Annotated in this window: 27 protein-coding genes and 1 riboswitch; of the genes, 12 read left to right on the top strand and 15 right to left on the bottom strand. The window is 42.3% G+C overall.

Going from position 1 to position 26026, the window contains the following annotated elements:
- Positions 1-2 precede the first annotated feature (2 nt).
- Positions 3-449: a hypothetical protein gene (locus tag I6N95_RS01700; RefSeq protein ID WP_209524605.1), complete on the top strand. Its 447-nt coding sequence runs from the start codon at positions 3-5 to the stop codon at positions 447-449.
- 14 nt (positions 450-463) lie between these two features.
- Positions 464-1192: a DUF1003 domain-containing protein gene (locus tag I6N95_RS01695; RefSeq protein WP_209524604.1), complete on the top strand. Its 729-nt coding sequence runs from the start codon at positions 464-466 to the stop codon at positions 1190-1192.
- Between the two features lie 185 nt (positions 1193-1377).
- On the opposite strand, the gene I6N95_RS01690 is transcribed toward I6N95_RS01695, so the two are convergent.
- Entirely contained in the window at positions 1378-2118 is a 741-nt protein-coding gene (locus tag I6N95_RS01690; RefSeq protein ID WP_209524603.1) for a TVP38/TMEM64 family protein, read from the bottom strand.
- Positions 2119-2373: 255 nt separating this feature from the next.
- Between I6N95_RS01690 and I6N95_RS01685 the strand changes: the two genes are divergently transcribed.
- Genes I6N95_RS01685 through menC form a run of 4 tightly spaced genes read left to right on the top strand, consistent with a single transcriptional unit; the run spans position 2374 to position 7441 of the window.
- Complete coding sequence (locus I6N95_RS01685) at positions 2374-3729, top strand: isochorismate synthase (protein ID WP_209524602.1); 1356 nt, start codon at positions 2374-2376, stop codon at positions 3727-3729.
- A gap of 47 nt (positions 3730-3776) precedes the next feature.
- Complete coding sequence (gene menD, locus I6N95_RS01680) at positions 3777-5504, top strand: 2-succinyl-5-enolpyruvyl-6-hydroxy-3-cyclohexene-1-carboxylic-acid synthase (RefSeq protein WP_209524601.1); 1728 nt, start codon at positions 3777-3779, stop codon at positions 5502-5504.
- Positions 5494-6333 carry a 2-succinyl-6-hydroxy-2,4-cyclohexadiene-1-carboxylate synthase gene (menH, locus tag I6N95_RS01675; RefSeq protein ID WP_209524600.1) on the top strand — a complete coding sequence of 280 codons (840 nt, stop codon included), beginning with the start codon at positions 5494-5496 and terminating at the stop codon, positions 6331-6333. The genes menD and menH overlap by 11 nt, the downstream gene beginning before the upstream one ends.
- Positions 6320-7441: an o-succinylbenzoate synthase gene (menC, locus tag I6N95_RS01670; RefSeq protein ID WP_209524599.1), complete on the top strand. Its 1122-nt coding sequence runs from the start codon at positions 6320-6322 to the stop codon at positions 7439-7441. The genes menH and menC overlap by 14 nt, the downstream gene beginning before the upstream one ends.
- 119 nt (positions 7442-7560) lie before the next feature.
- Here the strand turns inward: menC and I6N95_RS01665 are convergent, their stop codons facing one another.
- A complete protein-coding gene (locus tag I6N95_RS01665) occupies positions 7561-8145 on the bottom strand; it encodes a GNAT family N-acetyltransferase (protein WP_209524598.1) in 585 nt (194 codons plus the stop codon).
- Between the two features lie 318 nt (positions 8146-8463).
- Between I6N95_RS01665 and I6N95_RS01660 the strand changes: the two genes are divergently transcribed.
- On the top strand, positions 8464-8982 hold the full coding sequence (locus I6N95_RS01660) for a hypothetical protein (protein WP_209524597.1): 519 nt from the start codon (positions 8464-8466) through the stop codon (positions 8980-8982).
- 143 nt (positions 8983-9125) lie between these two features.
- Here I6N95_RS01660 and I6N95_RS01655 read toward each other — a convergent pair whose 3' ends face one another.
- The gene (locus I6N95_RS01655) at positions 9126-9572 is read right to left on the bottom strand and encodes an FtsX-like permease family protein (RefSeq protein ID WP_209524596.1); all 447 of its coding nucleotides are present in this window, start codon (positions 9570-9572) and stop codon (positions 9126-9128) included.
- A 179-nt stretch (positions 9573-9751) separates the two neighbouring features.
- Here I6N95_RS01655 and tnpA point away from each other — a divergent pair, with 179 nt between their 5' ends.
- Complete coding sequence (gene tnpA, locus I6N95_RS01650) at positions 9752-10192, top strand: IS200/IS605 family transposase (protein WP_209524595.1); 441 nt, start codon at positions 9752-9754, stop codon at positions 10190-10192.
- Positions 10179-11309 (top strand): IS200/IS605 family element RNA-guided endonuclease TnpB, encoded by a 1131-nt coding sequence (gene tnpB / locus I6N95_RS01645; protein ID WP_209524594.1) that lies wholly within the window; start codon positions 10179-10181, stop codon positions 11307-11309. Before tnpA ends, tnpB begins: the two co-directional genes overlap by 14 nt.
- A gap of 218 nt (positions 11310-11527) precedes the next feature.
- Here tnpB and I6N95_RS01640 read toward each other — a convergent pair whose 3' ends face one another.
- From I6N95_RS01640 to I6N95_RS01630, 3 genes are all read right to left on the bottom strand, one after another.
- Positions 11528-12262: a cell division ATP-binding protein FtsE gene (locus tag I6N95_RS01640; protein ID WP_209524593.1), complete on the bottom strand. Its 735-nt coding sequence runs from the start codon at positions 12260-12262 to the stop codon at positions 11528-11530.
- 153 nt (positions 12263-12415) lie between these two features.
- Positions 12416-12736: a hypothetical protein gene (locus tag I6N95_RS01635; protein ID WP_209524592.1), complete on the bottom strand. Its 321-nt coding sequence runs from the start codon at positions 12734-12736 to the stop codon at positions 12416-12418.
- A 55-nt stretch (positions 12737-12791) separates the two neighbouring features.
- Complete coding sequence (locus tag I6N95_RS01630; protein ID WP_209524591.1) at positions 12792-14021, bottom strand: RtcB family protein; 1230 nt, start codon at positions 14019-14021, stop codon at positions 12792-12794.
- Positions 14022-14369: 348 nt separating this feature from the next.
- Here I6N95_RS01630 and I6N95_RS01625 point away from each other — a divergent pair, with 348 nt between their 5' ends.
- Together I6N95_RS01625 and I6N95_RS01620 are read left to right on the top strand one after the other, a co-directional pair.
- Positions 14370-15605, top strand: coding sequence for a WYL domain-containing protein (locus I6N95_RS01625; protein WP_209524590.1), 1236 nt, complete (start codon positions 14370-14372; stop codon positions 15603-15605).
- A complete protein-coding gene (locus tag I6N95_RS01620) occupies positions 15595-16596 on the top strand; it encodes a WYL domain-containing protein (RefSeq protein WP_209524589.1) in 1002 nt (333 codons plus the stop codon). Before I6N95_RS01625 ends, I6N95_RS01620 begins: the two co-directional genes overlap by 11 nt.
- 16 nt (positions 16597-16612) lie before the next feature.
- Here I6N95_RS01620 and I6N95_RS01615 read toward each other — a convergent pair whose 3' ends face one another.
- The 6 genes from I6N95_RS01615 to I6N95_RS01590 all read right to left on the bottom strand — a co-directional run bounded on the left by I6N95_RS01615 (position 16613) and on the right by I6N95_RS01590 (position 21568).
- Positions 16613-16840 carry a hypothetical protein gene (locus tag I6N95_RS01615; RefSeq protein WP_209524588.1) on the bottom strand — a complete coding sequence of 76 codons (228 nt, stop codon included), beginning with the start codon at positions 16838-16840 and terminating at the stop codon, positions 16613-16615.
- A gap of 71 nt (positions 16841-16911) precedes the next feature.
- Positions 16912-18381: a DEAD/DEAH box helicase gene (locus tag I6N95_RS01610; protein WP_209524587.1), complete on the bottom strand. Its 1470-nt coding sequence runs from the start codon at positions 18379-18381 to the stop codon at positions 16912-16914.
- 203 nt (positions 18382-18584) lie between these two features.
- Complete coding sequence (locus I6N95_RS01605) at positions 18585-19241, bottom strand: amino acid ABC transporter permease (RefSeq protein ID WP_209524586.1); 657 nt, start codon at positions 19239-19241, stop codon at positions 18585-18587.
- A gap of 14 nt (positions 19242-19255) precedes the next feature.
- Positions 19256-19903 (bottom strand): amino acid ABC transporter permease, encoded by a 648-nt coding sequence (locus I6N95_RS01600; RefSeq protein WP_209524585.1) that lies wholly within the window; start codon positions 19901-19903, stop codon positions 19256-19258.
- A gap of 15 nt (positions 19904-19918) precedes the next feature.
- Positions 19919-20716, bottom strand: a complete 798-nt coding sequence (locus I6N95_RS01595; RefSeq protein WP_245249218.1) for a transporter substrate-binding domain-containing protein — start codon at positions 20714-20716, stop codon at positions 19919-19921.
- A gap of 120 nt (positions 20717-20836) precedes the next feature.
- Complete coding sequence (locus I6N95_RS01590; RefSeq protein ID WP_209524583.1) at positions 20837-21568, bottom strand: amino acid ABC transporter ATP-binding protein; 732 nt, start codon at positions 21566-21568, stop codon at positions 20837-20839.
- Between the two features lie 694 nt (positions 21569-22262).
- On the opposite strand from I6N95_RS01590, the gene I6N95_RS01585 reads away from it, so the two are divergent.
- Positions 22263-22898, top strand: a complete 636-nt coding sequence (locus I6N95_RS01585) for an ECF transporter S component (protein ID WP_209524582.1) — start codon at positions 22263-22265, stop codon at positions 22896-22898.
- An 80-nt stretch (positions 22899-22978) separates the two neighbouring features.
- Here the strand turns inward: I6N95_RS01585 and I6N95_RS01580 are convergent, their stop codons facing one another.
- The 3 genes from I6N95_RS01580 to dapF form a co-directional block, all read right to left on the bottom strand.
- Positions 22979-24076: a M20 metallopeptidase family protein gene (locus I6N95_RS01580; RefSeq protein ID WP_245249189.1), complete on the bottom strand. Its 1098-nt coding sequence runs from the start codon at positions 24074-24076 to the stop codon at positions 22979-22981.
- A gap of 126 nt (positions 24077-24202) precedes the next feature.
- Positions 24203-24898 carry a 2,3,4,5-tetrahydropyridine-2,6-dicarboxylate N-acetyltransferase gene (gene dapD, locus I6N95_RS01575; RefSeq protein ID WP_209524581.1) on the bottom strand — a complete coding sequence of 232 codons (696 nt, stop codon included), beginning with the start codon at positions 24896-24898 and terminating at the stop codon, positions 24203-24205.
- Between the two features lie 23 nt (positions 24899-24921).
- Complete coding sequence (dapF, locus tag I6N95_RS01570; protein ID WP_209524580.1) at positions 24922-25713, bottom strand: diaminopimelate epimerase; 792 nt, start codon at positions 25711-25713, stop codon at positions 24922-24924.
- A gap of 86 nt (positions 25714-25799) precedes the next feature.
- Positions 25800-25969, bottom strand: a riboswitch (Lysine riboswitch).
- Between the last annotated feature and the right edge of the window lie 57 nt (positions 25970-26026).

Genomic DNA, 26026 nt, shown 5'->3' with positions numbered 1-26026 from the left:
AAATGACCGAACAAAAACAGCAGGAACAGCAGGAACAACAGGACAAAATTCACCAATGGAACGAGCTTTTTGAAACACTGATACTGGGAGTGATTTTTGGTGAGATTGAGACCAAAGGAATAGACGTTACACCCGACCGAATTCAATTGGACTTTAGCGGCAGAGAGCTATCCGCCTTGCCCCATGCTAAGGACTTATTGGCTTTTCCCACCTTACCACCTAGCTCTTTTAAAGAAGTCTACAAAAACCCCGTGATTGCTGATTATATCAACAGTTTGTACCCACATGTAGACATTGATTTTGAGAAAGTTGTCACTCATATTGGCCATGAATTGATCATTGACCAATCCACCTTGGATTATCACCCTTGGTTAAATGCTCTGGCTGGTGGTGTTAACAAACTCGCTTTAAACTTTGTTCACATCCGCGTTTTTATTATTATTAACTAAATGGAGGTAGTATAATGGCCACACCCCAAAAATGCGCTATTTGTTCGGTTCCCTTGACATCAGCAGTTATTTTTAAGGATCTTGAACCAGAGATACAAACACTTTTATTAAACGATTACCCACAGCTTAAGGAGCAATCAGCTATTTGCTTTTCCCATGTTATGGACTACCGTTTGGCCCACATCAAAAATCAGATCAAAAGTGACTCTGATGAAATGGCCAAGATTAATAAGACCGTCATCAGCAGCATTCAAACGGGTGCTCCTATTTCTGAAAACACTAATTTAAGTCTTAACGAACGCTTAACAGCTGGGCAAAAAACCGCTGATGCCATCGCGAGATTTGGTGGGAGCTGGCCCTTTATCTTTACCTTTATTGGGGTCTTAATCGTGTGGATCACCATCAATTCAATCGCCCTTTTTAGCAAGCCTTTTGATCCTTATCCCTTCATCTTGCTAAACTTGGTCCTCTCCTGTTTAGCAGCTGTGCAAGCCCCTGTTATTATGATGAGTCAAAACCGTCAAGGAGAACGGGATCGCATGCAAACCAACAACGATTATCAAACAAACTTAAAAGCTGAAATCGAGATTCGCTTGCTCCATCAAAAGATGGATCACCTGCTTAACAACGAATGGCAACATCTGGTTGAAATGCAAAATATCCAGCTGTCCTTGTTGGAAGAATTACAAAAACAAATTAATGACATACCAATTGCAACTGATCAAGCCAAACTAAAAAAATAAACAGCTGACCGTCGCTATCTAGCTGAGACGGTTAGCTGTTTTTTCCATTTTTCCACGTTGCTTAAGGGCATATATTTCGAAAAATAAGCCAAACCGATGGTTACAGCGGCAGTCAAAGTCCATCCAACTATCACTTTTTTATTTTGCCTCTCAGCGCTCCTTCTTTCCAGCACGACGCTACCGCCCTAGGTTGAATGAGCACCGTTACTTTTTTTAGACAACTCATTGATTTTCAGTTGAATTTTACTTCTAAAAATAACACTAATACTAACTATTAAAACCAAGCCAGCCACGATTATTCCCATGATCAAATAATTTTTTTTCAAGACTGAATCGCCTAACCAAGTCCAGATAATCGTTGACGGCAAACTGGCCAAGGTCATGCTGACTAAATAGTTACCTAAGGTAATTTCCGTTTGAGCAAACATATAGGGCAAAATTCCATTTGGCACACCAGGAATAGCATATGAAACCAAAACCAGCCACTCAGGTTTCTCCATTTCCTTGATCTTATTAAAATCAAAAAATTTAGTCTTTTTCTTGGACTGTTTCAGTCGACTAGCAAAAAACAGGCCAAACGTTTTTTTAAACTGTCTGACACCTAGAAAAATAAGCGTATTTCCCAGAACATAACCAACTAAGCTGATTAAGCTCCCCCACCAAACACCATAACAGAGCCCTGCTAGAATTTCCACAAGTGCTGAGGGTACGACGACTAAAATCGCTTGTAACGCCTGTAACCCGACCAAACTTAACACACCTTTAGCGCCGTAAATATGGAGGTAAGACACCACTTTCCCTTCATTACCTGAATCATTGATCACCTGTTTAAGCAGTGGGTATAAGTCGACAAACAGTCCTAAAATCAAAAAGATAAATAGAGCCAACAAGATGATTGAAAGTACAATTTCCTTCCTATTTTTCATGATACCTCCGATCAGTCAGTTAGTTAATCTTTACCCGTTTACAGCTATGTCCCATATTAGGCATTATCTAGCTACATAATACTACACTTTTCCCTTAAGTTAAACTGATAACTAAAGGAGTATTAGTAACACAGTGGCATCTTTTGTTAATAAATTCAAATAGTTGACTTTCAGCCGAATTCTGGTGGATAATTGGGAGTTGAAACTGCCATTTATTTTTTGATAAATGGCTACGGAAAGGAAGTATCGCAACCCATGAAGCTCCCAGAAGCGCTCGCTACAGCCTACGAGACTGGCTACCGCGAATTTAGTTGGATAGCCGAATTACCTCAGGCAGAGGATCCCTTAACTCTTTTTTCGAAAAGTCAGCACACATATAAAGGTCAACGCTTTTACTGGCAAACCCCGGCCCAAGAATTAACCTTAATTGGTTGTGGACAGTTGGCACACATTATTCCTAGCCAACTGACCGACCTAGCATTAACTCAGTTTATGAATGATAAACAACAGACTATTTACACTAATCGGAACCTTACCGGAACTGGTCCCCTTTTATTTGGTGGCCTTCCCTTTAATCAAGACCATCCTGAGAAAACCTTATGGGGGCCATTGGATCAAGGGCTGTTTTATCTCCCTGCCTTGATGGTCAGCTTTTTAGAAGGTGTGCCATATATAACCCTCAACTTCAAGGCCTCTTCACTGGCAGACCTCACCGATCAGTGGCAGTTGCGACAAAAGGAGCTACAGGCTTGGCTAGAAGCCCCTTTGCCACTTGAAGAAGAAACAGCCGAGCTACGAACCACCGAAATTAATCTTGAAAAATGGTTGACAGTGGTTGAACAAACCGTCGCCGCTATTAAGGAAAAATCCTCCTTAAAGAAAGTAGTCTTGGCCCGCCAATTGGCGATTACTAACAAACACCCTTGGCAGTCTGCCACTATTTTAAAGCGACTGGCTGAACAGCAACAGGCGACCTATCTTTTCGCCTTAGAAAAAGAGCAACATCTGTTTATTGGGGCAAGCCCCGAACGCTTGCTTCAAGGAACAGAGGCTGATTATACGACGGCTTGTATCGCTGGATCAATCGCTCGTGGCAACACGCCAGCAGAGGACGATCGCCTTGGTCAAGAATTGTTGATGGATGAAAAAAATCAACTGGAACATCAGATCGTCGTCGACCAAATCGCCCGTGATTTTCAACAGATGATTGCGGAAGAATTGGTGATTCAGCCAGCGACCCTTTTAAAAAATCGCGATATTCAACATCTGCACGTCCCCTTACGTGGCAAGCGAAAAGCGGGGACTAGTCTCTTGGAAAGTGTTAAACAACTGCACCCAACGCCGGCTTTAGGCGGTCAACCAAAAGAACTAGCGCGAGACTTTATCGCCCAACATGAGCCCTTAGGCCGTGGCATGTATGGCGGTCCTATCGGTTGGGTCTCCCTTCAAAATGACTGTGGGGAATTTGCCGTCGGTATCCGCTCAGCCATTTTAAGCAAACAAAAAGGCTGTCTGTACGCTGGTTGTGGGATTGTGGCGGATTCAGCGGCTGAAGCCGAACGTCAGGAAACCGCCATTAAATTCCAACCCATGTTGCGGGCACTGGACTAACTTAATCAAAAAGCTCATCACCGTTTGTCATTTAGGAGGAAATAAAGATGTCCCATCAAGAAACTATGACTCGTTATTTATTACAATTTATCCAAGGGCTACTTGCCAGTCACGTGACCTCAGCCGTCATCAGCCCTGGTTCCCGTTCAACCCCTTTAGCCTTACTCTTGCATCGCGAACCAGCCATCACCACTTACATCGCTGTCGATGAACGTTCTGCTGGTTTTTTCGCTTTAGGTCTGAGTAAAGCTCAACAAAAACCCGTCGTACTCCTCTGTACCTCTGGAACGGCTGCAGCCAATTATTATCCGGCAATTTGCGAGGCACAGGAGAGTCAGCTCCCTTTAATTGTGTTAACAACTGATCGACCTCACGAACTGCGGCAAGTCGGGGCGCCTCAAGCGATGGACCAGCTTAATTTATTTCAAGGGCATGTCAAACTCTTTGTTGAAATGGCCTTACCAGAAGCCTCACCAACAATGCTGAACTACGCTTACTGGCAAGGGTTACGCACCGTTCAAAGAGCTGCCCAAGTGCCTGCCGGCCCTGTCCATTTGAACTTTCCTTTACGAGAGCCCCTTTTACCTGATTTAACCTTAGGGGCAACGCCAATCGCAAAACAGATTTTCCAAGGAGAACAACGCTTAAGCAGAAGTGAGTTAACCTCTCTAGCAGATGCTTGGTCCAACAAACGGGGAGTGCTGATCGTGGGTGGCAGTCAAACCACCCACGAAGCCTTAAATTTTATTCAACTGGCAGAAACTCTTGGTTGGCCGATCTTAAGTGATCCATTGGCAAATATTTTGACCTGCGGTAGTCAGAGCTCCACGATTATTGCTAGTGGGGATTTGTTAATTCAAGAATTACCGACTGACATGCAACCGGAGATCATCTTGCAGTTTGGCCTCTTACCTCTTTCAAAAAATCTGATGTTATGGCTTTCTCAACTTGAACCAAGCCAAACAGAGCGCTACTTTATCGATGAAAGCGGCCAGTGGCAAGACCAATTGAAGCAAGCCCAGACGATTATTCAAGGGAGTCAACAAGCACTTATCGCTGATTTAGTCAGCAAAACTAACATAATGCCAACAGACCCTGCTTGGCTAGCCTCATGGAAGGTCTATGAAAAACTCGTTCAGGACATTTTAGCCACTGATTGGCAAAAGGGGCGCTTAACCGAGGCTCAGGCCAGCTTACTGGTTCATCAGAAAATGGCCCCTAATGGTCAGTTATTTGTCGCCAACAGCATGCCGATTCGTTATTTAGACCGCTACATGACACCACGCCACACCCCTTATCAGCTTTACGGCAATCGGGGTATCAACGGAATTGACGGTGTCGTTTCCACCGCTTTAGGGATGACAGCTGCCAATCCCAACTGTCAAAACGTCTTATTAGTTGGAGATTTAACTCTTTATCATGATATGAACGGCTTATTACAAGGCAAAAAATACCAACTTCCTTTAACAATCGTCTTGCTTAACAATAATGGCGGGGGTATTTTTTCCTTCCTTTCTCAAAATCAATTGGAAAAACAGGATTTTGAACCGCTTTTCGGCACCCCTTTAGACTTGGATTTTGCCTTAGTGGCCCAGCTCTATGAAGGGAATCACCACCTAGTAAAAAGTTTACCGCAGTTAAGCGAGCTCCTTGAGAGCCCCACAGAGGGCTTGCGGATATTAGAGGTACAGACTCAGCGTCAAGACAATGTCCAAGAACTACAAGCCCTTAGCCGTAAAATTCGGCGACAATTTGAGGCTCAAGATGAAGCTTAAAATCAATGGCATTGCGTACTTTTATACTTGGTTAACTGAATATCAAGCCACTCGCCCCACCTTGCTCTGCCTCCACGGCTTTACAGGAACGGGTGCCACCTTCAATGGGATTGCCAACGAATTTCCTGATCATAACTTGCTGACCATCGACTTAATTGGCCATGGACAAAGCGCTAGTTTTGTTCACCCTTATCGCTATCAAATGACCAGCCTGACTCAGGATATTCGTCTGCTAACTAATCAACTAGGAATAACCCAATTTGCTCTTTTAGGTTATTCCATGGGGGCTCGCGTGGCCTTAAGTTTTAGCCTAAGCTACCCGGAGTTAGTGACTGCTTTAATTTTAGAAAGTGGTTCGCCTGGACTAGCTTCACCTTCCGCTCGCCGTGAACGGCGCGTCAGCGATCTGCATTTAGCTCAGAAACTACTAAAAGAACCACTGTGTGATTTTATCAATTTTTGGGAAGCTCTTCCTTTGTTCGAGAGTCAAAAGCGTTTAAGTTCCCATGGACAATCCCTTATTAGACAAGAGCGGTTAAACCAGACTGCCTTTGGTTTAGCCACCAGTCTTTGGGCGATGGGAACTGGCAGTCAACCTGATTACTGGCCCCAATTGACTGACTTGCAATCCTTCCCAGTCCTCCTTGTGACGGGAAAAGAAGACCTTAAATTTCAGGAAATAGCCCAGCAGATGATCGCGCGACAGCCAACCATAACTGGCGAGATCATCCCTTACGCTGGCCATGCCGTGCATTTAGAACAACCAAAACGATTCGCTCAAGTCATCAATCACTGGTTGAAAGGAGCTACGTTAGATGAGACTAACTAAAATTGAAAGTTACTGCCTACGCTTGCCACTAGTCACCCCTTTTGAAACCAGCTATGGCACCCTCACCACCAAAGCCTTTGACCTGATCATCGTGACAGATGAATTAGGAAATCAAGGGTATGGGGAACTGTTACCTTTTGAGCAGCCAGATTATCTAGAAGAGACACTGGCTACTGCTCGAATTATTTTGACTGACCACTTGCTTCCCTTACTGACCGATCGATTGATCGAGCACCCTCAGAAGATTAACGACTGGTTCCTTCCCGTCAGAGGGAATCAAATGGCCAAAGCCAGTATTGAAACAGCTATTTGGGACCTATACGCAAAGCGCCAAGGAAAATCAATCAGTCATTATTTTAAGAAAACTCGCCTGCAACTACCGGTGGGCATTAGCTTAGGGGTAGAAACGAATTTGAACAAGTTGGTCACAACCGTTGAGCAGGCTGTCGCCAAGGGCTACCAACGCGTCAAACTAAAAATCAAACCTGGCTATGACATTGAACCTGTCAAACGATTGCGTCAACAGTTTCCACAACTCCCTTTGATGGTTGATGCTAACTCCGCCTATCAAGTAACTGATATCCCTCACTTAAAAAAGCTGGATGCCTATCAGCTGGCCATGATTGAACAACCCTTTGCCGTCAACGACTTACTTGATCATCGTCACTTGCAACAACAATTGGCAACTCCTATTTGTCTGGACGAAAACATTCGCAGTCTAAAGGATTGTCAACTAGCCGATCAATTGGGGAGCTGTCGCAGTATTAACTTAAAAATTTCTCGGGTGGGTGGCCTTACAGAAGCCTTGAAGATTGTCGACTATTGCCAACAACAGCAACTCATGGTTTGGCTAGGTGGCATGTTCGAAGCTGGTGTTGGTCGGGCCCTTAATCTCCACTTTGCTTCTCAAGAAGCGTTAGCCTTTCCTGGAGACCTTTCTGCTTCAGAGCGTTATTTTCATGAAGATATCATCACCAGTCCCTTTTCTTTAGTGGATGGCTTCATGACGGTACCGACAGGTTTAGGTCTTGGGATAACACTAGACTGGGCTCAGCTAAACAAACTCGGTCGCTATCGACTGCTCTACCAAGAAAATCGTCACCAGTAAACCAAACCAAGACTTCTCAGGATAATAAAAAGAGTCAGACATGACGTAGTCTGACTCTTTTTTGTCTCGTAGAAATTTAACGTCACCTGATCAATACTCCTAACAAGATGACGGCTCCTTCACTCCACCTCAGAACCGAATGACGATGCCATCTTCCGATCCGTTGCCAAAATACCATAACAAACCAGATCACAGATCCCTTGATTGTTGCGTCCCCCTTGGCGCAAAGTTCCTTCATATTGCATGCCACATTTTTTCATGACGGCTCCAGAGCTAAGATTATTCCCATCATGTTGCGCCTCTATCCGCTTCATGCCAACCTCGTCAAAGAGATAATCGATGACCCGTTCAAGGGATGCTGTGACATAACCTTGCCCCCACCACGCTTTGCCAATGCAGTACCCAATATGAGCCATTTGAAGACCATCATCACAAAAGTTAGCGCCAATTGAACCGATAGGGTTCAACTCATCTGCTCTTAGCGTGATGGCCCACTGATAGTAATCTTGCTTCTGATAATTTTTTACCCACTGGTCTAACACCTGTTGACTAACCGCCACACTGGTGTGAGCGGGCCAGGTTAAGTAGGCTACCACCTCTTCATCAGATGCCCAATTACGATACATCGGCTCCCCATCTGCCAAAGTGAATGGCCTTAAAAGTAAGTCTGCGGTTTCCAAGGGCTGTGTTCCCAAATGATTCATCCGTCACCTCTCCTAACACCTTAACATCGATTTAAAGTCCATGATACTTGTTTTTAGCCGCTTCTTCAAGCTTTCCTAGCAAATGTATTCCTATAGCACCGTCAGTCACAGGAGAGCCATCGTGACGCTTTTTTTAGGTTCACTTGAAAATCAATAGCGCAATAAAGTCACAATCTTGTTTCCTAAATACAATTGAAAAAAACCAAAAAATTGAGTATGATAGTGATACTAATACTGTTCCGTTACTCCGTCAGGGTCAACTACTTTCCCCATTAAAACCGTCTACTGCACTTGGCTTGAAAAATGAGGTGTATTTTCATGAATATTTACCAAGGGTTAGTCCCACTCACGTTTTACAAATTGTTTGGCAGTCCTGAAAACCAGAAAATTGTTGTTGCTTTCTTATCAGATACCCTGGAACTTGATGTGATCAGTGTCACGCTACATTCGGCTGACTATCAGAAAATTTTTGCTTCCTTTACCCCGGAAGATTGGTTAGAACCACTTACAATGGAATTTTCAGTTAGGTTGTCAACCAAGGAAACAATTGATGTCCAGCTTATTTATTGGTCTTTTTACGAAACATTGCCCGCTATTGCTCGTCACGCTCTGACCGTGAATCAGCAGCAAGTTAACTCGCCCAACTATCAGTCTAACCAACAAATTCGCAGTCTCTACGTGATTAATTTTTTACAGTTTGTTTTATTCGAAAAAGACGCTGAGAGTTTTCGACGGATCGTGGCCCGAACCAATTTAGGCTTAAGCTCTCCTGACAATCAACTAAATGAAGATGATCTCAACATGGCTTTTTTTGAATTAACAAAAGACGGTCAATAAAAATAACGGATGGGTTTTTCGACCCATCCGTTATTTTTTGAGGTTATTACATGATCAATCGAAACATCACACAAAGGATCAGAAAATAAGGTCTTTGGCCTATTCTTTACCAAGATCATCTAAGTCACCATCTAAGAGTTGACTTAGATGATTTTCCTGACAATCAATTTTCGGATTTTTCGGTACTGCCTAAAAAACAAAAGACTAGCTCCCAAAATGATAGTTCCATTTATAGTTACATAAGGGACCCACGACGTTGGCCAGCTCTCACGATAACCCCTTGTTACTACCAGATAAATGCCAACTAAGAGAAGCAGACCGCCTGCCAAACCCACAATTCCGCCAACAACCACCGGCAAGAGGTGTTCCCAAAAAAATTCCCCGGTGAGCTGGTTGATACTACTACCCAAAAATCGCTTAATTTTACGCTCCTCCTGTTGAAGAATCAGCTGACGCCTTAACCCTGTTACAAAAAAGAAGAAACCAAATAATAACAAGCCAGCTAAGAACAACACAATGCCCACTTCGATTCCCGCCAATAAACTAATCAGTTGATCTAAGCTACTGCCCATCATTTGACCATCGTACAAAGGGACTTCTTCCACTTTTATGCAATAGCCGAGAACACTCGCGACTTTAGTCGTGTAGATGAATCGGCTTCGGTTGTGGCATAGCTTTAGCTATGTTGAACAGCCGATATCATATCTATTAAAATATTTTTGGAATTTAACGATGACATATGTTAAACTATTTCCAAGGAGGTTTTTTCATGTCAGAAGTACATCATGGTCGTGGGTATGTCTATTCTATACAGTATCATTTAGTTTGGTGTGTGAAATATAGACATCATATTTTGCACGGAGACATTGATACATATGTTAAAAAATTATTAAACCAGATTGCATTAGATAATGATATTCAAATCATTGAAATGGAGTCAGATAAAGACCATATTCACTTACTTATTGAATGCAAACCTCAACATTATATTCCTAATATAATGAAAGCATTTAAAGGCGTGTCTGCACGGCTCTTGTTGAAAGCGTATCCCGAACTTAAAAAGCGTCTGTCGGGTGGTCATCTTTGGAATCCTAGCTACTTTGTCGCGACAGTTAGTGAAAATACAGACGAGCAAATTAGACACTACATACAACATCAAAAAAAGAAACAACTAGTAGCAAACGAGGTGAATGGTAATGTTACGACATAAAGCGTATAAATTTAGATTGTACCCGAACGTCGAGCAGGAAATCTTAATCAATAAAACAATCGGGTCATCTAGATTTGTCTATAATTATATGTTAAATGCTTGGAAGACATCCTTTAAGGAAACGGGTAAAGGTTTATCTTATGGCAAGTGTTCTGCCATGTTGCCTTCTATGAAAAAATCAGAAGAGACATCATGGTTAAAAGAAGTTGATAGTATCGCGTTACAATCATCTATTAAGAATTTAGCTGAATCATTTGATCGGTTTTTCAACAAACAAACTCAATCCCCTAAGTTTAAAAGCAAGAAAAATCCTGTTCAAAGTTATACCACAAAAAACACAAACAATAATGTGGCTATAATAGGCAATAAGGTGAAATTACCTAAGCTAGGATTGGTTAAATTTTCTAAGAGTCGTGACGTTAATGGTCGTATTTTAAGTGCCACTGTCCGTAGAAATGCCAGTGGTAAATTTTTCGTATCGTTACAATGTGAAGAGGAAATAACGGAGTTCCCAACAACAAACAAAACAGTGGGGATTGACCTAGGTATTACAGAGTTTGCGATTCTTTCTAATGGTCAAAAAATCACTAACAATAAATTCGCAGCTAAAATGGAAAAGAAACTAAAGCGTGAACAACGGAAGTTATCAAAACGGGCATCATTAGCTAAACAGAACGGGATTAAGTTGTTTGAAGCTAAAAATTATCAAAAACAAAAGCAAAAAGTAGCTAGACTGTCTGAAAAAGTAATGAATCAACGCAGTGACTTTCTAAATAAGTTGAGTACAGAAATCATCAAAAATCACGATATTATTTGTATTGAAGACTTAAGTACAAAAGGGATGTTGCGTAATCATAAGCTAGCCAAAAGTATATCCGATGTCTCTTGGTCCAGTTTTGTGACTAAATTACAGTACAAGGCTGACTGGTATGGGCGTGAAATAATCAAAGTAGACAAATGGTTTGCATCTAGTCAAATTTGTTCAGCATGTGGCCATAAAGACGGCAAGAAATCTCTTGAAATGAGAGAATGGACTTGTCCTATTTGTCATACTCATCACGATCGGGATATTAATGCTAGTATCAATATCTTGACCGAAGGTCTAAGATTAGCCTAGATAAACTCACTAACCGTAGGAACTGCGGGGATAGCTTGGTAAATAAAAGACACCGCTGATAGTAAAGAAATACGCTATCAAGTATGCTTTTTTCCCAAGAATCTTGTGACTTTAGTCATGAGAGGTTCAAGTATTCTCGTAACGCCTTGCGCAGTGACAAACCAAGACCTAAACATAAAAAATAACCGATACTTCCAAAAAAACGAAAATAAGTCTCCTTACGATAGCGATCGATCATCTTTAATGCGTTGCACCATTGATACTGCTTCATTTGTTTTAAGTCCAAAGTGGCCCCCTTCTGAATCCGCCACTAACTGACCGCTTTTTATGGTCAGCACTCGTTGGGGAAACTGTTCTATTAATGGATAATCATGAGTTGCCATTAGGACAGTGGTGCCAGAAACGTTAATTTTTTGTAAGAGCTCAAGAATCATATGAGAATTTTTAGGGTCTAAATTGCCTGTTAGTTCATCGGCAATCAACAGGATTGGTTCAGTGACCAAGGCCCGAGCAATCGCCACCCGTTGTTGCTCTCCCCCGGACAATTCTACAGGGAAGTCCTGTCCTTTTCCTGACAACCCAACATAATCTAACAACTTCGTCACACGTGTCAGTATCTGCTCTTCTGGCATGCCGATAACTTCCAAAGGATATGCTAGGTTTTCATTTACGGTATAACGTTCTAACAATCTAAAGTCCTGGAAAACAACCCCAATCTGCTGGTGAAAGCTTGCTCGCTCTGCCACCGCTAAACGAGTGAGATCATAATTTGCCACTGATAGTTCACCACTGCTGACCAATTCTTCCCCATAAAGGAGCTTGATAAAGGTCGATTTGCCTGCCCCACTGGGACCCACAACGTAGACAAACTCACCTGGCTGAACACTGACTGAGAAGTCACGAAAAGTTGGTTGAGCCTGATAATGATGACTTACATTTATTATTTTAATCATCTTTTTCTCCTCAAATCAAAATACTTCCTTAAGTGTAACAAGGAAGTATCACAATTGAAAGTAGATTCATTAACAGTTGTCTGCCAAACGATTACTTGTCCGCCTTCAATTAACCTTACCACTACCTGACAGTCCTCCGTCAGATCGGTGAATTTAGAGATCTTTAGCGGCCTTAAATTTAAGCACTAATGCGACTAATTCTTGTTCCAGCAGCGTCTCAGTTGCCTCTGACTCGCTGATATTTCTAACAGGTGTCGAAAAAAGGTCCAACAAGCTCACGGCTCTAACTTTTTTATCGATCACTTCCACGGTTATTTGCGGATTAACAGAAGTCGTCCCGCAAGCATCGGCTTTAAGATAGGCCAATTCATAGTGTTGGCCGTCTTTTTGTCTTAAACGAAAATAACCGTCTCCTAAAAATTCTTTTTCATCATCGTAATGGTCGCTTAATAATAATAGCTCTGCGTAAGTCATGAGATCCTCTCCTCTTCTTGCAACCATTATACCACTTTCCCAAGAGAATCAACGACTAACCCTTAATGACTCCCACTGTTTTCAATTTTTTGATCGGCACGACTAACGCCTCTTGATTTTTCATCACCTCGTCAATGTTTTTATAGGCGAAGCGACTTTCTTCCGCCACATCCTCTTTTTTGACCTTACCGAGTACAACCTCTTGTTGCTTTAAATCAACGATCACGGACTCGACTGAGATCGCTTCTCTGGCTTTCGTTCGTGAATAAACCCGACCTGCCCCGTGAGAAGAAGAATGAAAACTTTCTGGATTACCTAAACCTGTCACGATGTAACTGTGTGATCCCATCGCTCCTGGAATAATTCCCAATTCCCCTTCCCTAGCTCGTGTCGCCCCTTTGCGGTGAACCCAGACATTTTCACCATAATGATGTTCTAACGCCGCATAATTATGATGGCAGTTAACCCGCATGCTATAGGTGATCTCCTGCCCTAAATACTTGGCAACAAACTGAGATAAAATGCTCATGCTCTTTTCAAGCATTTGCTCGCGATTTTCGTATGCATAATCCAAGGCAATGGTCATCCAGCGTAGATAAGCCTGTCCCTCAGGAGTAGCAGTCGGTAAGAAAGGCAATTGATTTTTAGCTGGCACTTGGCTGTACCATTGAGCATTGAGTTTTTTCGCCACGTCGTTAAAATGATGACAGATCTTGGCCCCTAAATTACGACTACCAGAATGAAGCATAATCCCCAAGTATCCCTCTTGATCTTGTTGAAATTCAATAAAATGATTCCCCCCACCTAAGGTACCAATTTGATAATAGGCATTTTCCAATAACGCCTGACTGTCTGGCAAACTTTCATCACCAGCCATGTCAATCATGGCCTGATCGATCACCTTAGAGGGCTGTGGCTTTTTATGTAAATTAAAGCCCACAGGCACATCCCGCATAACTTGATTGACGATTAATTTCATCAGTGGCTGACGATCGTGTTCAACATGTTGCAAATCAGCGAATTTAAGATCTGTCTGTACATAAGACATACCACATCCGATGTCCATGCCAACAGCATTCGGCACTATCACTCCTTTAGCGGCCATAACGCCGCCGATCGGCATTCCATAACCGTAATGACAGTCTGGCATTAAGGAGACCCATTTAAAAACAAAAGGCAATTGGGCTAAATCCACGGCTTGCTCCAAAACATTTTCTTCTATCTCGTTCTGTAACCAAATTTTAATTGGCTTCATCTGTTTAGTTTTATCATAATACACAAACATTTTTTTCACTCCTATTCTTTTGTTAACCCAAGTCTAAATCATTTCAATCAAAAGCGCTTAAAAAAAATGTTGCGACTTCTTTTTTCTAAAGGACCTATAAATAAAATAACTATATACATCCTGTTAAATAATCAAACAGATAGTTCCATTGGATAATGCGCATAATCATCCGCCAAGAGTGGTACTTTCAGCTTTTTTCTGGCTGAAAGTTTAACGGTAAAGGATGATTATTTAATGGGAACTATATATTTGGACTTTTCCTAAACTATCTTGGCTATTTAGCTAACATCCAAGCTTTAATTTGCTATAATAGGGGCATAATAAAAAAATAATAGTGAGGATACTGACATGGCCAGACAGTTTAACGAACTCGTAAAAGATTTTAACGGCATTCGCTCTTATGCTCGTGATTTTTATATTAACGGTTACAAACAACGAGAGGACTTTCAAGAAAAAAGTTTACGCAGCTATGACAATGAACGACGGCGAATTGAGAGTTACTTAAGTGAGTACATCCAATGGGAGCAGACCCCTCAAGGGAAAAGTTTGCGTTTAGAAGTCACCGAGCAATTAACAACCAATCCCTTCTTTCGTCTTTGGCAAACCAAAAGCTTTACTAAAAACGATATTTTTCTCCACTTCGTCTTGCTGGACTGTTTGGTCACAACCAGTCCTCAGTCTTTGCCTCAGTTGATTGATCTGATTCACACTAACTATCTCAATCAGCTTAAAGAACCCTTTTACCTGACAGATATTACGATTCGCAACAAAGTCAAAGAATATTGCCAATTAGGTATTTTTGAGGAACTGGAGTCTGACAAACGAATCCTTTATCAGCTAAAACCGATGATCGACTTACCTGAGGAGCTCCATGATCTTTTGCATTTTTTCAAAGAAGTGGCACCTGCTGGCGTCATCGGGCAATTTTTGCTCAATCAACAGCCACCATCTACGAGCCCCTTTACCTTTAAGCACCATTTTATCGTTCATAGCTTAGACGAGCAAGTTGTTCTGACTACTTTAGTTGGCATTCAAGAGCAGCGACTGCTTCATCTAGAGCAGTTTAACGGTAGAGAATCAACGATCGTCCCAATGGCTCTTTACGTCAGCACAGAGACTGGCAGACAGTATTTAATTGGCCAACTCATGCGCCCCAATAGTTTGACGTCTATTCGGATTGATGGGATCAAAGAGCTGAGTCTCGGTAGTCCTGTCACGGATTATCAGCTATACCGAAGTGCCTTTGAAAAGAAAAAAAATCGTGTTTGGAACAGTAGTTTTAATCAACAGCGATTAAAATCACTTAAGGTTACCCTCCGAATCGAAGAAGGCCCAGAAGATTATTTAATGACCCGACTTAAGCGAGAACAGCGCATGGGCCGCAGTCGTCGCTTAGACCCACAAAGCGTTGTTTTTGAAATTGAATTGACCGATCTCTATGCCATCAATCCCTTTTTAAGAACATTTATTGGCCGAATTATCGCCATCGAAAGCACCGATCGCAATTGGCAGGAACAGTTTATTGACGATTTAGATCAATTAATATCCCTTTATTCAACAAAGGAGGTCAATGATGAACCCTAACGAGCTATTTCACGAAGTTTACGGCACCTACTTTGAGATTGTCCAAACGATTTTAAATATCCGTCACCCATTGACAGCAAAGGAACTAACGGTGATCGTTAACACGAAGGGGTTTGATGAGTCTCATTTACAACTGCTTCCTGCCCTTCTCAATCAAAAAAATCCTTGGTGGCTGCTACACGAATCAAATCAGCAGTGGGTACCACTTACTCGACAACCGACACCGAGATTTCAAACGGATTTGGAACGACAATGGCTTAAAAGCCTGTTAAGTGACCCTCGTCTGCTAATGTTTATGGATCAGTACGACATAAATGATTGGCAACAGCAATTGGCAGCCGTCTCCCCTCTGTTTAATTCGACAAATATTAACTACTTCGATCAATTTAAACAAACGGAAGATTTTATTGAACAAAGTCAACAACGCAACCATTTCAAACGATTGTTAGCGGCGATCAAAAAGCAAGAACTGGTCACCATTGAGTATCAGCGACACAAACAAACTACGGCTAAAAGTGGCCTATTTAGTCCGATTAGTTTAGAATACTCAGAAAAAAACAATCTTTTCCGCTTAAAAGCATGGCGCATTTTAAGAAAAAGCCGCTTCGAGGTCACCTTAAACCTTGACCGGATGATCACCATCTCAACAGCTAGCCAGCAAAATATTGAACGGAAGGCGATCACCTCTCGCCGTCGCACCAAACAAGTGACCTGCCTACTAACAGACCGACGAGACGCGTTGAAACGCAGTATGCCCCATTTCGCTGACTATCGCAAAACAACTCGCCAGTTAACAGATAAGGACTATGAACTCACCATTTATTATGATACCGCCGATGAGACTGAACTCTTAATTCGTTTGCTGTCTTTTGGACCTTTTCTGAAAGTGACGGCACCTGAGTCCTTTGTGGCTAAAGTCAAAGAGCGACTAAACTCTCAAGCTGAATTGATGACCGAACTACAGCAACAAACAACCGATTACTTCAAATGAAGTAATCGGTTGTTTGTTATTTAAATAGATTTTTTGCTTGAAACTGAATGGTATCATTTAGCAATCGGCGATAAGCTAATAGTTCTTCATCGACTTTAGTGAGGCGTTCACGAGATTTTTGAATCAGCTCCATATTAGCAGACGTAGCGGTCTCGCTGATTAAATTCTCTAAATTTTTCTTTTCAATGTGTAGATAGGCCACAGCATATTCAATGGTTTTATCCAAATCTAAAGATTGATTCATTTCCAGTCACCAGCTCTCATTTTAGTTTAAGCCTATTATACCTGATTACAAAGGGCCATGTGAATTTTTATTTAGCTTTCCCGTAACTCTCGCTCATAGGTGGTTTCATTGGCTTTGCTGACGCGCCGCACACGGCCTTTAATGGGCATTGTTTGCAGCGCTTTTAACACCGCTGGCCCTTTGCCGTTAAGAATTTCCACAAAAGTCGAAACCTCCAGCAAACTAATCACCCCAATATCGTCAGCGACCATGCCCTCAATATTACACAGTGCACCGACCACATCACCGGCCCGCATTTTGGTCTTTTTACCGGCGTTGATGTGCAGCTTCATTATTTCCGCTTTAAATTCATGCCCTTTTGTTTGGCGGATTTTCGGTTTCCGTTCCCGCTTCGCCTCAAAAGATTTCAAGCGGTCGTTGACCAAGGAAGCACTAGGGGCTTGTAACGCTTGAATCTCTCCTTGTTTCTCTTTGATGTCAGCAAAACGGCGACCATCAAATTGGTTGACAAAAGCAACTGCTTTCCCATGTTTCTCAAAACGGGCCGTCCGACCAATCCGGTGGACATAGGTCTCTGGATTATCAGGTAGGTCGTAGTTCACTACTAAAACAATATCGGCAATATCCAAACCACGAGCCGCCACATCGGTGGCCACTAAATAGCGGAAATAACCGTGTTTAAAGTCGTTGATCACTTTCGTCCGATCTCGTTGTTCCATGCCACCGTGCAGCATTTCCACCGGCAGTCCTAAATCGGCTAAAGCTTCCATCACCTCTTCAACCGCTCCCCGAGTATTACAAAAGATAATACTGCTGTCAGGATTTTCAACAACCAAGACATCTCGCAAAAGCCCTATTTTGTCTTCATTATCTACCTCATAAGACTGTTGCAAAATTCGATCTGTGACTTTATTTTCGGTTTCAACCTGAATGAACTGAGGCTCAGTCAAATAGTAGTCGGCAAGTTTTCTGATTCGACTTGGCATCGTCGCCGAAAACAAAGCCTTGACTGCATCTGTTGGCACTTCTGCCAGCACACGTTCAATCTGGTCAATAAAGCCCATCGCCAGCATTTCATCTGCTTCATCAATGACCACCGTCTTTATTTGGCTCAAATCGATGGTCCCGCGCTCAAGATGGTCCAATAGGCGGCCTGGGGTAGCCACCACTACGTGGGTTCGCTGTTTAAGATTTCGTTCTTGAATCTCAAAAGAGCTACGACCAAAGACAGCTTCGACTTTCAGGCGCTTAAAACGGCCAATATGAAAAACTTCTTCCTGTATTTGGAGAGCCAATTCTCGTGTCGGGGTTAAAATCAAAGCTTGGGGTTCACGTTTTTCCCATTTAACGCCCTCGCAAATCGGAATCGCAAAGGCCCCAGTTTTCCCACTCCCTGTTTGAGATTTAACAATCACGTCGCGACCATGCCTCATAAAGGGGATCGCTTCTTGTTGAACTTGGGTCGGCTGATCGTATCCTAAAACGTCTAAAGCCCGCCTAATCTCCTCACTTAAATGTAAGGCTGCAAATTTATTTTCCATCATATTTTTTCCTCTACTGTTCACCTATATAACTTATGCGGTGCTAATTTTTTTCTGCTTCCATATCTTAACACGATTTCTACTTGATTACATCCTTATTGCTGTTTCTGATGTCACTTTCAATGCCGGTGAAACATCATTGCAACGATCCTAAGAAAAAAGAAAACAGCCGGAACGAGTTGTTCCAACTGCTTTCAACTTGGCTATGAGGTTGACCAGCGCACCTCTAAACGCTTGGCAAAAACCGATAGTGAGTAACAAATGACAAAATAGCAAAACGTCATGGCTACAAACATTGGTAAAACCGCCGATGGATCTTGAGCATAAATAATTTTAGCATGATGAGTCAACTCTGGTAATGAAATAATCACCGCTAGGGAAGTATCCCGAATCAATGAAATAAACTGGCTGACAATCGGTGGAATCATCAGTTTGATCCCCTGAGGGAACACGATGTAATACAAAGACTGCATATAGGTTAAGCCAGTCGACCGACCAGCTTCCATCTGCCCTTTAGGAACAGCAATCAAGCCTGCTCGAATGATCTCTGACAACATCGCCGATTCAAAGATCGTCATGGCAGCCACTGCTGACCAAAAAATACTAAACTGAATGCCAATCTGCGGCAAAGCAAAATAAGTGAAAAAGATAATTAACAACAGCGGTAAATTTCGAATAATGTCGACCAACAGACCGACAATCTTAGAAAAATAAGGAATCTTCATGTAACGAATGACACCTAGGATACCGCCGATAATAAAACTAAAGACAATCGAGACAAGGGCTACTTGCACTGTCACCATTAAACCGTCTAATAAAAATCGGATATTTATCCACGAAAAAGCATTAAAAAAGTCCATTCAAATTCCCCTTTCTAGTTACTCACTGCCAAACGATTTTCGATGTACTTCATCAAGTACGACACAGGTAAGGTCATCAATAAATAGAAACAACCGATCATCGTGTAAGTACCAATCGTATTGAAGGTCGTACTGGCGATTAAATCACCTTGGTACATCAAATCAACCCCAGTTACCATGGCTAAAATCGATGAATTTTTCACTAAATTAATAAATTGATTGCCCAATGGCGGAATAACGATTTTAAAGGCCTGAGGCAAAACAATATACCACATGGCTTCAGGATAACTTAACCCTGTTGAAAGCCCTGCTTCCATCTGACCTTTGGGAATCCCCTCAATTCCTGCTCGAACGGTATCTGCAATAAAAGCCGACGTGTATAGCGTCAAGCCGATTGTGCCAGAGGTAAAGCCATCAAATTGAAACCCATAGATCGGCGCTACTACAAAAAAGAACATCACAATAATTAACAGTGGAATGTTACGAAAAAATTCCACATAAGCCGTGGCAATTTTTCCTAAAATTTTTAAAGGTGAGACTTGTAAAACCGCCATGATCGTGCCGATGATTAAACTGGCTACCAAGGCGATAAAACTTGCCAATAGAGTCGTTCGTAAGCCTTCAAAAATTAAGTCGCTATTATCTGTAAATAATGCAATCATCTGTCTCCCCCCTCCTTACTTCTCGACATTTGGAAACCATTTAGTAAAAATGTCGTCATAAACGCCATTCTCTTGAATAGTTGCCAAGGCCTGATTCACAGCGTCAACAAAACTTTCCTGTCCTTTATTAATGGCGATCCCATAAGGTTCATCGGTAAAGATTTCCCCAGCCAAAACAAACTTCGGGTTCTCCTCAGCCATTCCCAATAAGATACTATTATCAGTCGTCATCGCATCACCTTGGCCTGATTGGAGCGCTGTAAAGGCTTCTGCGTAATTTTCCAACTCCAAAATTTTGGCTTTTGGCGCTTTCTCGCGAATGTTGACAGCCGAGGTGGAACCTTTGACTGCTAAAACCGTCGTCGTTTCATCTAAGCTCTCAATCCCCTTAATCGGACTGCCCTTTTTAACTAGCAGAGATTGGCCTGCCGCAAAATAAACATCGGAAAAATCAACGACTTTCTTCCGCTCATCGCTAATCGTCATGGTGGCGATGATCGCATCGATGTTACCATTTTTCAATAAGGGAATCCGGGTTTTGGACGTCACTTCAATAAATTCAGCTTCACCCGTTTCGCCTAATATTTCCGTTGTTAAGGCTTTGGCAATATCGATATCAAACCCTTCGACTTTTCGCGTTTCTATGTTCATCAAACCAAATAGTCGCGTATCATTCTTAACGCCCCAAATAATTTTATTACTGCTTTGGGTTCGTTCCAAAATATCTTGTTCTGCTAAACTGGCTTTACTGCATCCCGTTAAAATAGAAACGAGCAAAACAAGAATTGTTAAATAACAAAATTTTAATTTCATTTGCTTCATTCTTTATTCCCTCCTTGGAACCGTTTAGATCCACCCTTGATTGCTTATGACTTCAACATCTGTTACTAAGCGGCAAACCGCCAGGCATTTAAGCAACTTCACGGTTTTCCCTTAGTGATCAATAATTTTACTTAAAAACTGTTGAGCACGAATATCTTGAGGGTTCTCGTAGAAGGTTTCCGCTTCAGCGTCTTCTAGTATCTGACCGTCAGCCATAAAAATCACCCGATCCGCTACTTCGCGAGCAAAGCCCATCTCATGGGTAACCACGATCATCGTCATGCCATCTTCTCGAGCAAGGCTTTTCATAACCTCCAATACTTCCCCAACCATCTCTGGATCAAGGGCTGATGTCGGTTCATCAAACAACATCACATCTGGCTCCATCGCTAAACTACGAGCAATCGCAATCCGTTGTTGCTGTCCACCAGATAGTTGAGAGGGAAAGGCCTCTTTCTTATCTAACATGCCAACCTTCGCCAATAGTTCCTCGGCCTTAGCCACAGCTTCTTCCCGACTCTTTTTTAAGACTTTGATCGGTGCCAAAGTGATATTATCTAAAACAGTCTTATGGGGATACAAGTTAAAATGTTGAAACACCATCCCCAAATTTTTGCGAACATCATTCAAATTTGTGCTTGGACTGTGCAAATCAACCTCATTAACTGTTAACACACCCGTCGTTATTTCCTCCAAAGCATTCATGCAACGCAACATGGTACTCTTCCCTGAACCAGAAGGACCAATCACCACAACAACTTCGCCTTTCGTAATCTGTAAATTGATGTTTTTTAGCGCATGAAAATCACCATAATATTTCTCAACATTTTGAAATTCAATCACGTTTTATCCCCCTTTTTTTGACTCATCTAAACTAAAAAAAGACCTGTCGTCTTCTCACGGTTCATTGCCGTATTACTAAATTATAATCTATTTATTAACAACTTGTAAAGTTTTCCTCATAAATAGGGTTATTTATTTGAAACTAATGAGAGATTAAATAACCAATCTCAGCAATCTCAACGGATTGATAACTTGGTCACCGAACCGGTAATCGTGATCATTTTCTTGTTATTTTTTATTGATATTAAAACTGTTCTTATTTTATGCGCATTAGGCACAATTAGATCTTTAGCCGAATTAAAATAAAAATAACAATTACCATCTTCATAAAATCCTCACAATTATTCTCACTTTTTTCCTACCTTATTAAACAATTCTTTACCTTTTAGCGCTATACTGAATTCAAGTTAACCAATACTTTATTAGTGGATGAACGTGGTGTTGTCACTCCGTGGGGATTAACCGTTGTTTGTTCTCAAAGCTCGAGGTGTAGGTTCGAATCCTACCGTCCACTCTTTCACCTAACTTAACTGTTTCACTCCTCAACACGCCGTTCCCCCACGGTGTGTTTTTTTGGCACCCTCACCAATTATAATAAAATTAATCCAAAAAACTAGACTGAATTTGACGACACTGTTACTATTATAGAAGTAATTATTAACTGCTTTAGCAGATCGTTGAAAGGGTTTCGCTTATGAATAAAACACGTCAGTTTACCTTAACTGCCATCTTCCTCGCAATTATTTTTCTTTTGGCCTTTACGCCAATTGGGTTTATTAATTTAGGCTTTATTAAAGCCACCATTGTTCACGTGCCTGTCATTATTGCCTCAATAGTTCTAGGGCCTCGTATCGGGGCCCTCTTAGGAGGCGCCTTTGGCTTGACCAGTTTGGTGATCAACACGATGACCCCGTCTATTTTATCCTTTGCTTTTTCGCCATTTATTCCGGTGATTGGCACCCAAAACGGTAGCCCTTGGGCATTGGTAATCGCCTTTGTGCCGCGAATATTAGTGGGGATCGTGCCTTTTTATGTCTACCAAGGGCTGAAAAAGATCTTAGTTAAACAACCTAAAAGCCAGCCCGTCTTGCTATTTTTAACCGGTGTTGCTGGCTCCCTTGTTAACACGATCTTCGTCATGAATTTAATCTATTTTCTATTTCGTGATAGCTATGCAGAAGCCCGGGCTATTGCCGTCGGGGGAGCGGTGTACAAAGCCGTCTTAACAGTCATCTTGATCAACGGCGTCCCTGAAGCCATCGTGGCTGGCATCGCCACTTCCGCTGTGGCCAGCGTTTTATTACGACTCATGAAACAGCAACAACTATGACCCTTTAACAGCAAAAAAACGCGAGTTGGACTTCATCTCAACTCGCGTTTTTTATCATGGTGCTTGACAGACTAAGCCCTTTACTCAAGGTTAATGGCTAATAATTGGCAATAGGTGGCCACACCAACGTCTAACAACGCCATGTCAAAATCAAATTGCGGATTGTGAAGTGGTGGTACCTCCCCGACACCTAAAAAGAAAAAGACACATGGATATTGCTGCGTGTACACACCAAAATCCTCCGCTTGTAGCACTGGTTGCGGCAATTCCGTTAAAGTTGGCACAACGGCTTTTACTTGCTCGAATAAAGTCTGATCGTTGATCACTGCCGGATAGCCGTCGTTATACTTAAATTCAATTTGACACCCGTTCCCACGACGATAAGTGTCAGCTAATTGCTCCAAAGCGTCTTTAAAATAGCGTTGAGTGGTTTCACTATAAGAACGAATACTTCCTGAAATTGTGACTGTCTCAGCCAAGACATTGCGAATCGTCCCACCGTGTATCTCACCGAATTTTAACAGATGGTACTGATCTGCCGCAACCCCTCGATCAAAGTCGTAAATATCCGTTAGCAACCGCGTCCCAATTTCTAGGGCATCGATGCCCTCTTCATGGGACGCAATATGAGCGGACTTCCCATGGACAACAATATCGGTTTCACTACTTTGCGCCATCATGCCACCACTCCGGGAGAAAACCTCTCCTGGAGTTAATCCTGGCCACAGGTGAAAGCCGAAAATCGCCTTTACTTGATAGGTATCTAAGAGCCCTGAATCAACAATGCTTTGGGCACCACCTGAAATTTCTTCTGAGGGTTGAAAGATTAAGACCACATTATGTTTTAACATCGATCTCTGTTGATTAACATAAGAGGCCAACTCCAACAACATGGCCATGTGACCATCATGGCCACAGGCGTGCATATACCCCAAATGCTCCGACTGGAAGCTTAAATCAGTGGCTTCGGTAATCGGTAAGGCATCGATATCTGTCCGAAAAGCAATCGTCGATTCTCGCTGATTGTCAAAATAAAGAACCAACCCTGTGGCTCCCACATGGTGAATCTGACACTCATAATCTGCGACTTTACTTAACAAATAAGCCTTTGTTTTAAACTCTTGAAAGCCCAGCTCGGGAATCCGATGTAACGCCATTCTATTTTCTTTTAAACTCATCACTCACCTGCTCCGTCCTTTTTTAATCGGTCTATTTTTAATTGGAACGCAAGGCGATAGCTCTTCTTTAATAATCAGGCACATGGTTCCGTTAATTGTATTGGCCTCAAGCAATAAAATTTTTGCTTACAGCTCTCTTAATGCATCCAGCATCTCAGTATTATCAACCGTTTGTTGATCCTTAACTTTTAATATCCGCGCAGGAACACCACCGACTACGACATTTTCTGGAACATCTTCTAAAACGATTGCTCCAGCAGCGACCACGCTGCCTTTCCCAACACGAACCCCTTCGACAATCACAGCATTCGCGCCAATCAAGACATCGTCTTCAATAACCACAGGTGCTGCTGAAGGTGGTTCAATCACGCCGGCCAAGACAGCCCCTGCCCCAATGTGGCATCGTTTGCCCACAGTTGCTCGGCCCCCAAGAACGGCCCCCATATCAATCATACTTGACGGGCCAATTTCTGCTCCAATATTGATAATTGCTCCCATCATAATCACTGCCTGATCGCCAATTGTCACCTGATCGCGAATGATCGCTCCTGGTTCAATTCGTGCGTTGATATTTTTAGTGTCTAGTAACGGAATGGCACTGTTGCGGCCATCGTTTTCAATGACATAGTCTTTAATTTTGTCTTCATTGGCCGCCAAGATCGCCGCCACCTCTCGATAATCACCAAACACGGTTTTACTGCGCTTGCAGCCAAAACTTTGACAGCCTGGGAATTCCACTGGTTCTAATAAATTCACATATAATTTCACCGGTGTTTTCTTCTCTGCTGTTTGAATAAATGTAATAATTTCTTCTGCCTTCATCTCTGTTCCCCCAATAATATTAGTTAGACGATTACTTCTTTTTCAAAAACCGCTGGCCCTGCCATGATAATCTCAGTCTCTCCTGAAATTTCTAATTGACCTTGTTCCAGATGAACCAAGACAGGACCGTTGACTTTCCCTAAATCCCGCGCCACAACATAGGCGGCACAACAACCTGTGCCACATGCTAAAGTCCATCCTACCCCTCGCTCATAAGTTCGCACAAGGAGCTCTTTTTGATTGAGCACCTGAACAAAATTAACATTTGTCTGTTCTTGAAACAGGGGATGATGACAAATTTCTGACCCGCGAGTCTGACCAATTTCAGCCACTGCATCTTCCACAAAAACGACCGTGTGAATCGTCCCCATAAACAGACTGGTTATTTCTACTGGACCTGTCGTCACCTCAATCAGCCGCTGCTGAAAACTTGCTTGATCACTAGCCCCAATTAAGGCATTATCGTAATGAGCCTGCCCCATTTGGACACGACACTCAAAAGGAGTTGTCTGAGTAATCGTGACAGTTAAGATACCTGCTAAAGTGACCACAGGAAATTCCCTTGCCTTTACGAGCCCCTCTTCGTAAACATATTTGGCAAAACAACGGATCCCGTTGCCACACATCGGCGCTCGGCTACCATCTCGATTATAAAAAATCATTTCAAGGGGGTCCTGTTTAACGCCAATTAAGCCATCTGTATCAAAGCGATCATCTTGACATAAACTCTGAGCCAAGGCCTGATAATCCAGTCCTTTCTCATCAACGATGACCACAAAGTCATTGCCACACCCATTGTATTTCCTGACCTTCATTTCCTTCCCCCTTTCGCCGACACTCTTCCCAGTCACATCACGTAAAAAAAGCACCTATTTTAATGAATAGGCACTTGATTTCACTCAATTATACTTGCGCCTCTACCTGAAAAGTAGGAGTGATATAAGTATTCCCTATATCCCCACGACCTTAATTTGCCAATTAATTCGTTCGGCAATGATTACCTTTCAAACCCCCTCTTCAAATGCCTTCTCCTGGGTTTTACTGATTTGCATTGCTACCTCTTATTAAAATATAAGTAATAATAACATTTGGGGTTTTCCTTGTCTACTTAAACGTTTCTGTTAGTGC

Origin of the sequence: Vagococcus allomyrinae (genome assembly GCF_017829975.1) — a bacterium.
GTDB classification, from domain to species: Bacteria; Bacillota; Bacilli; order Lactobacillales; family Vagococcaceae; genus Vagococcus_D; species Vagococcus_D allomyrinae.
The sequence above is the reverse complement of the archived record's forward strand: the minus strand, read 5'-3'. Positions and strand labels throughout refer to the sequence as shown.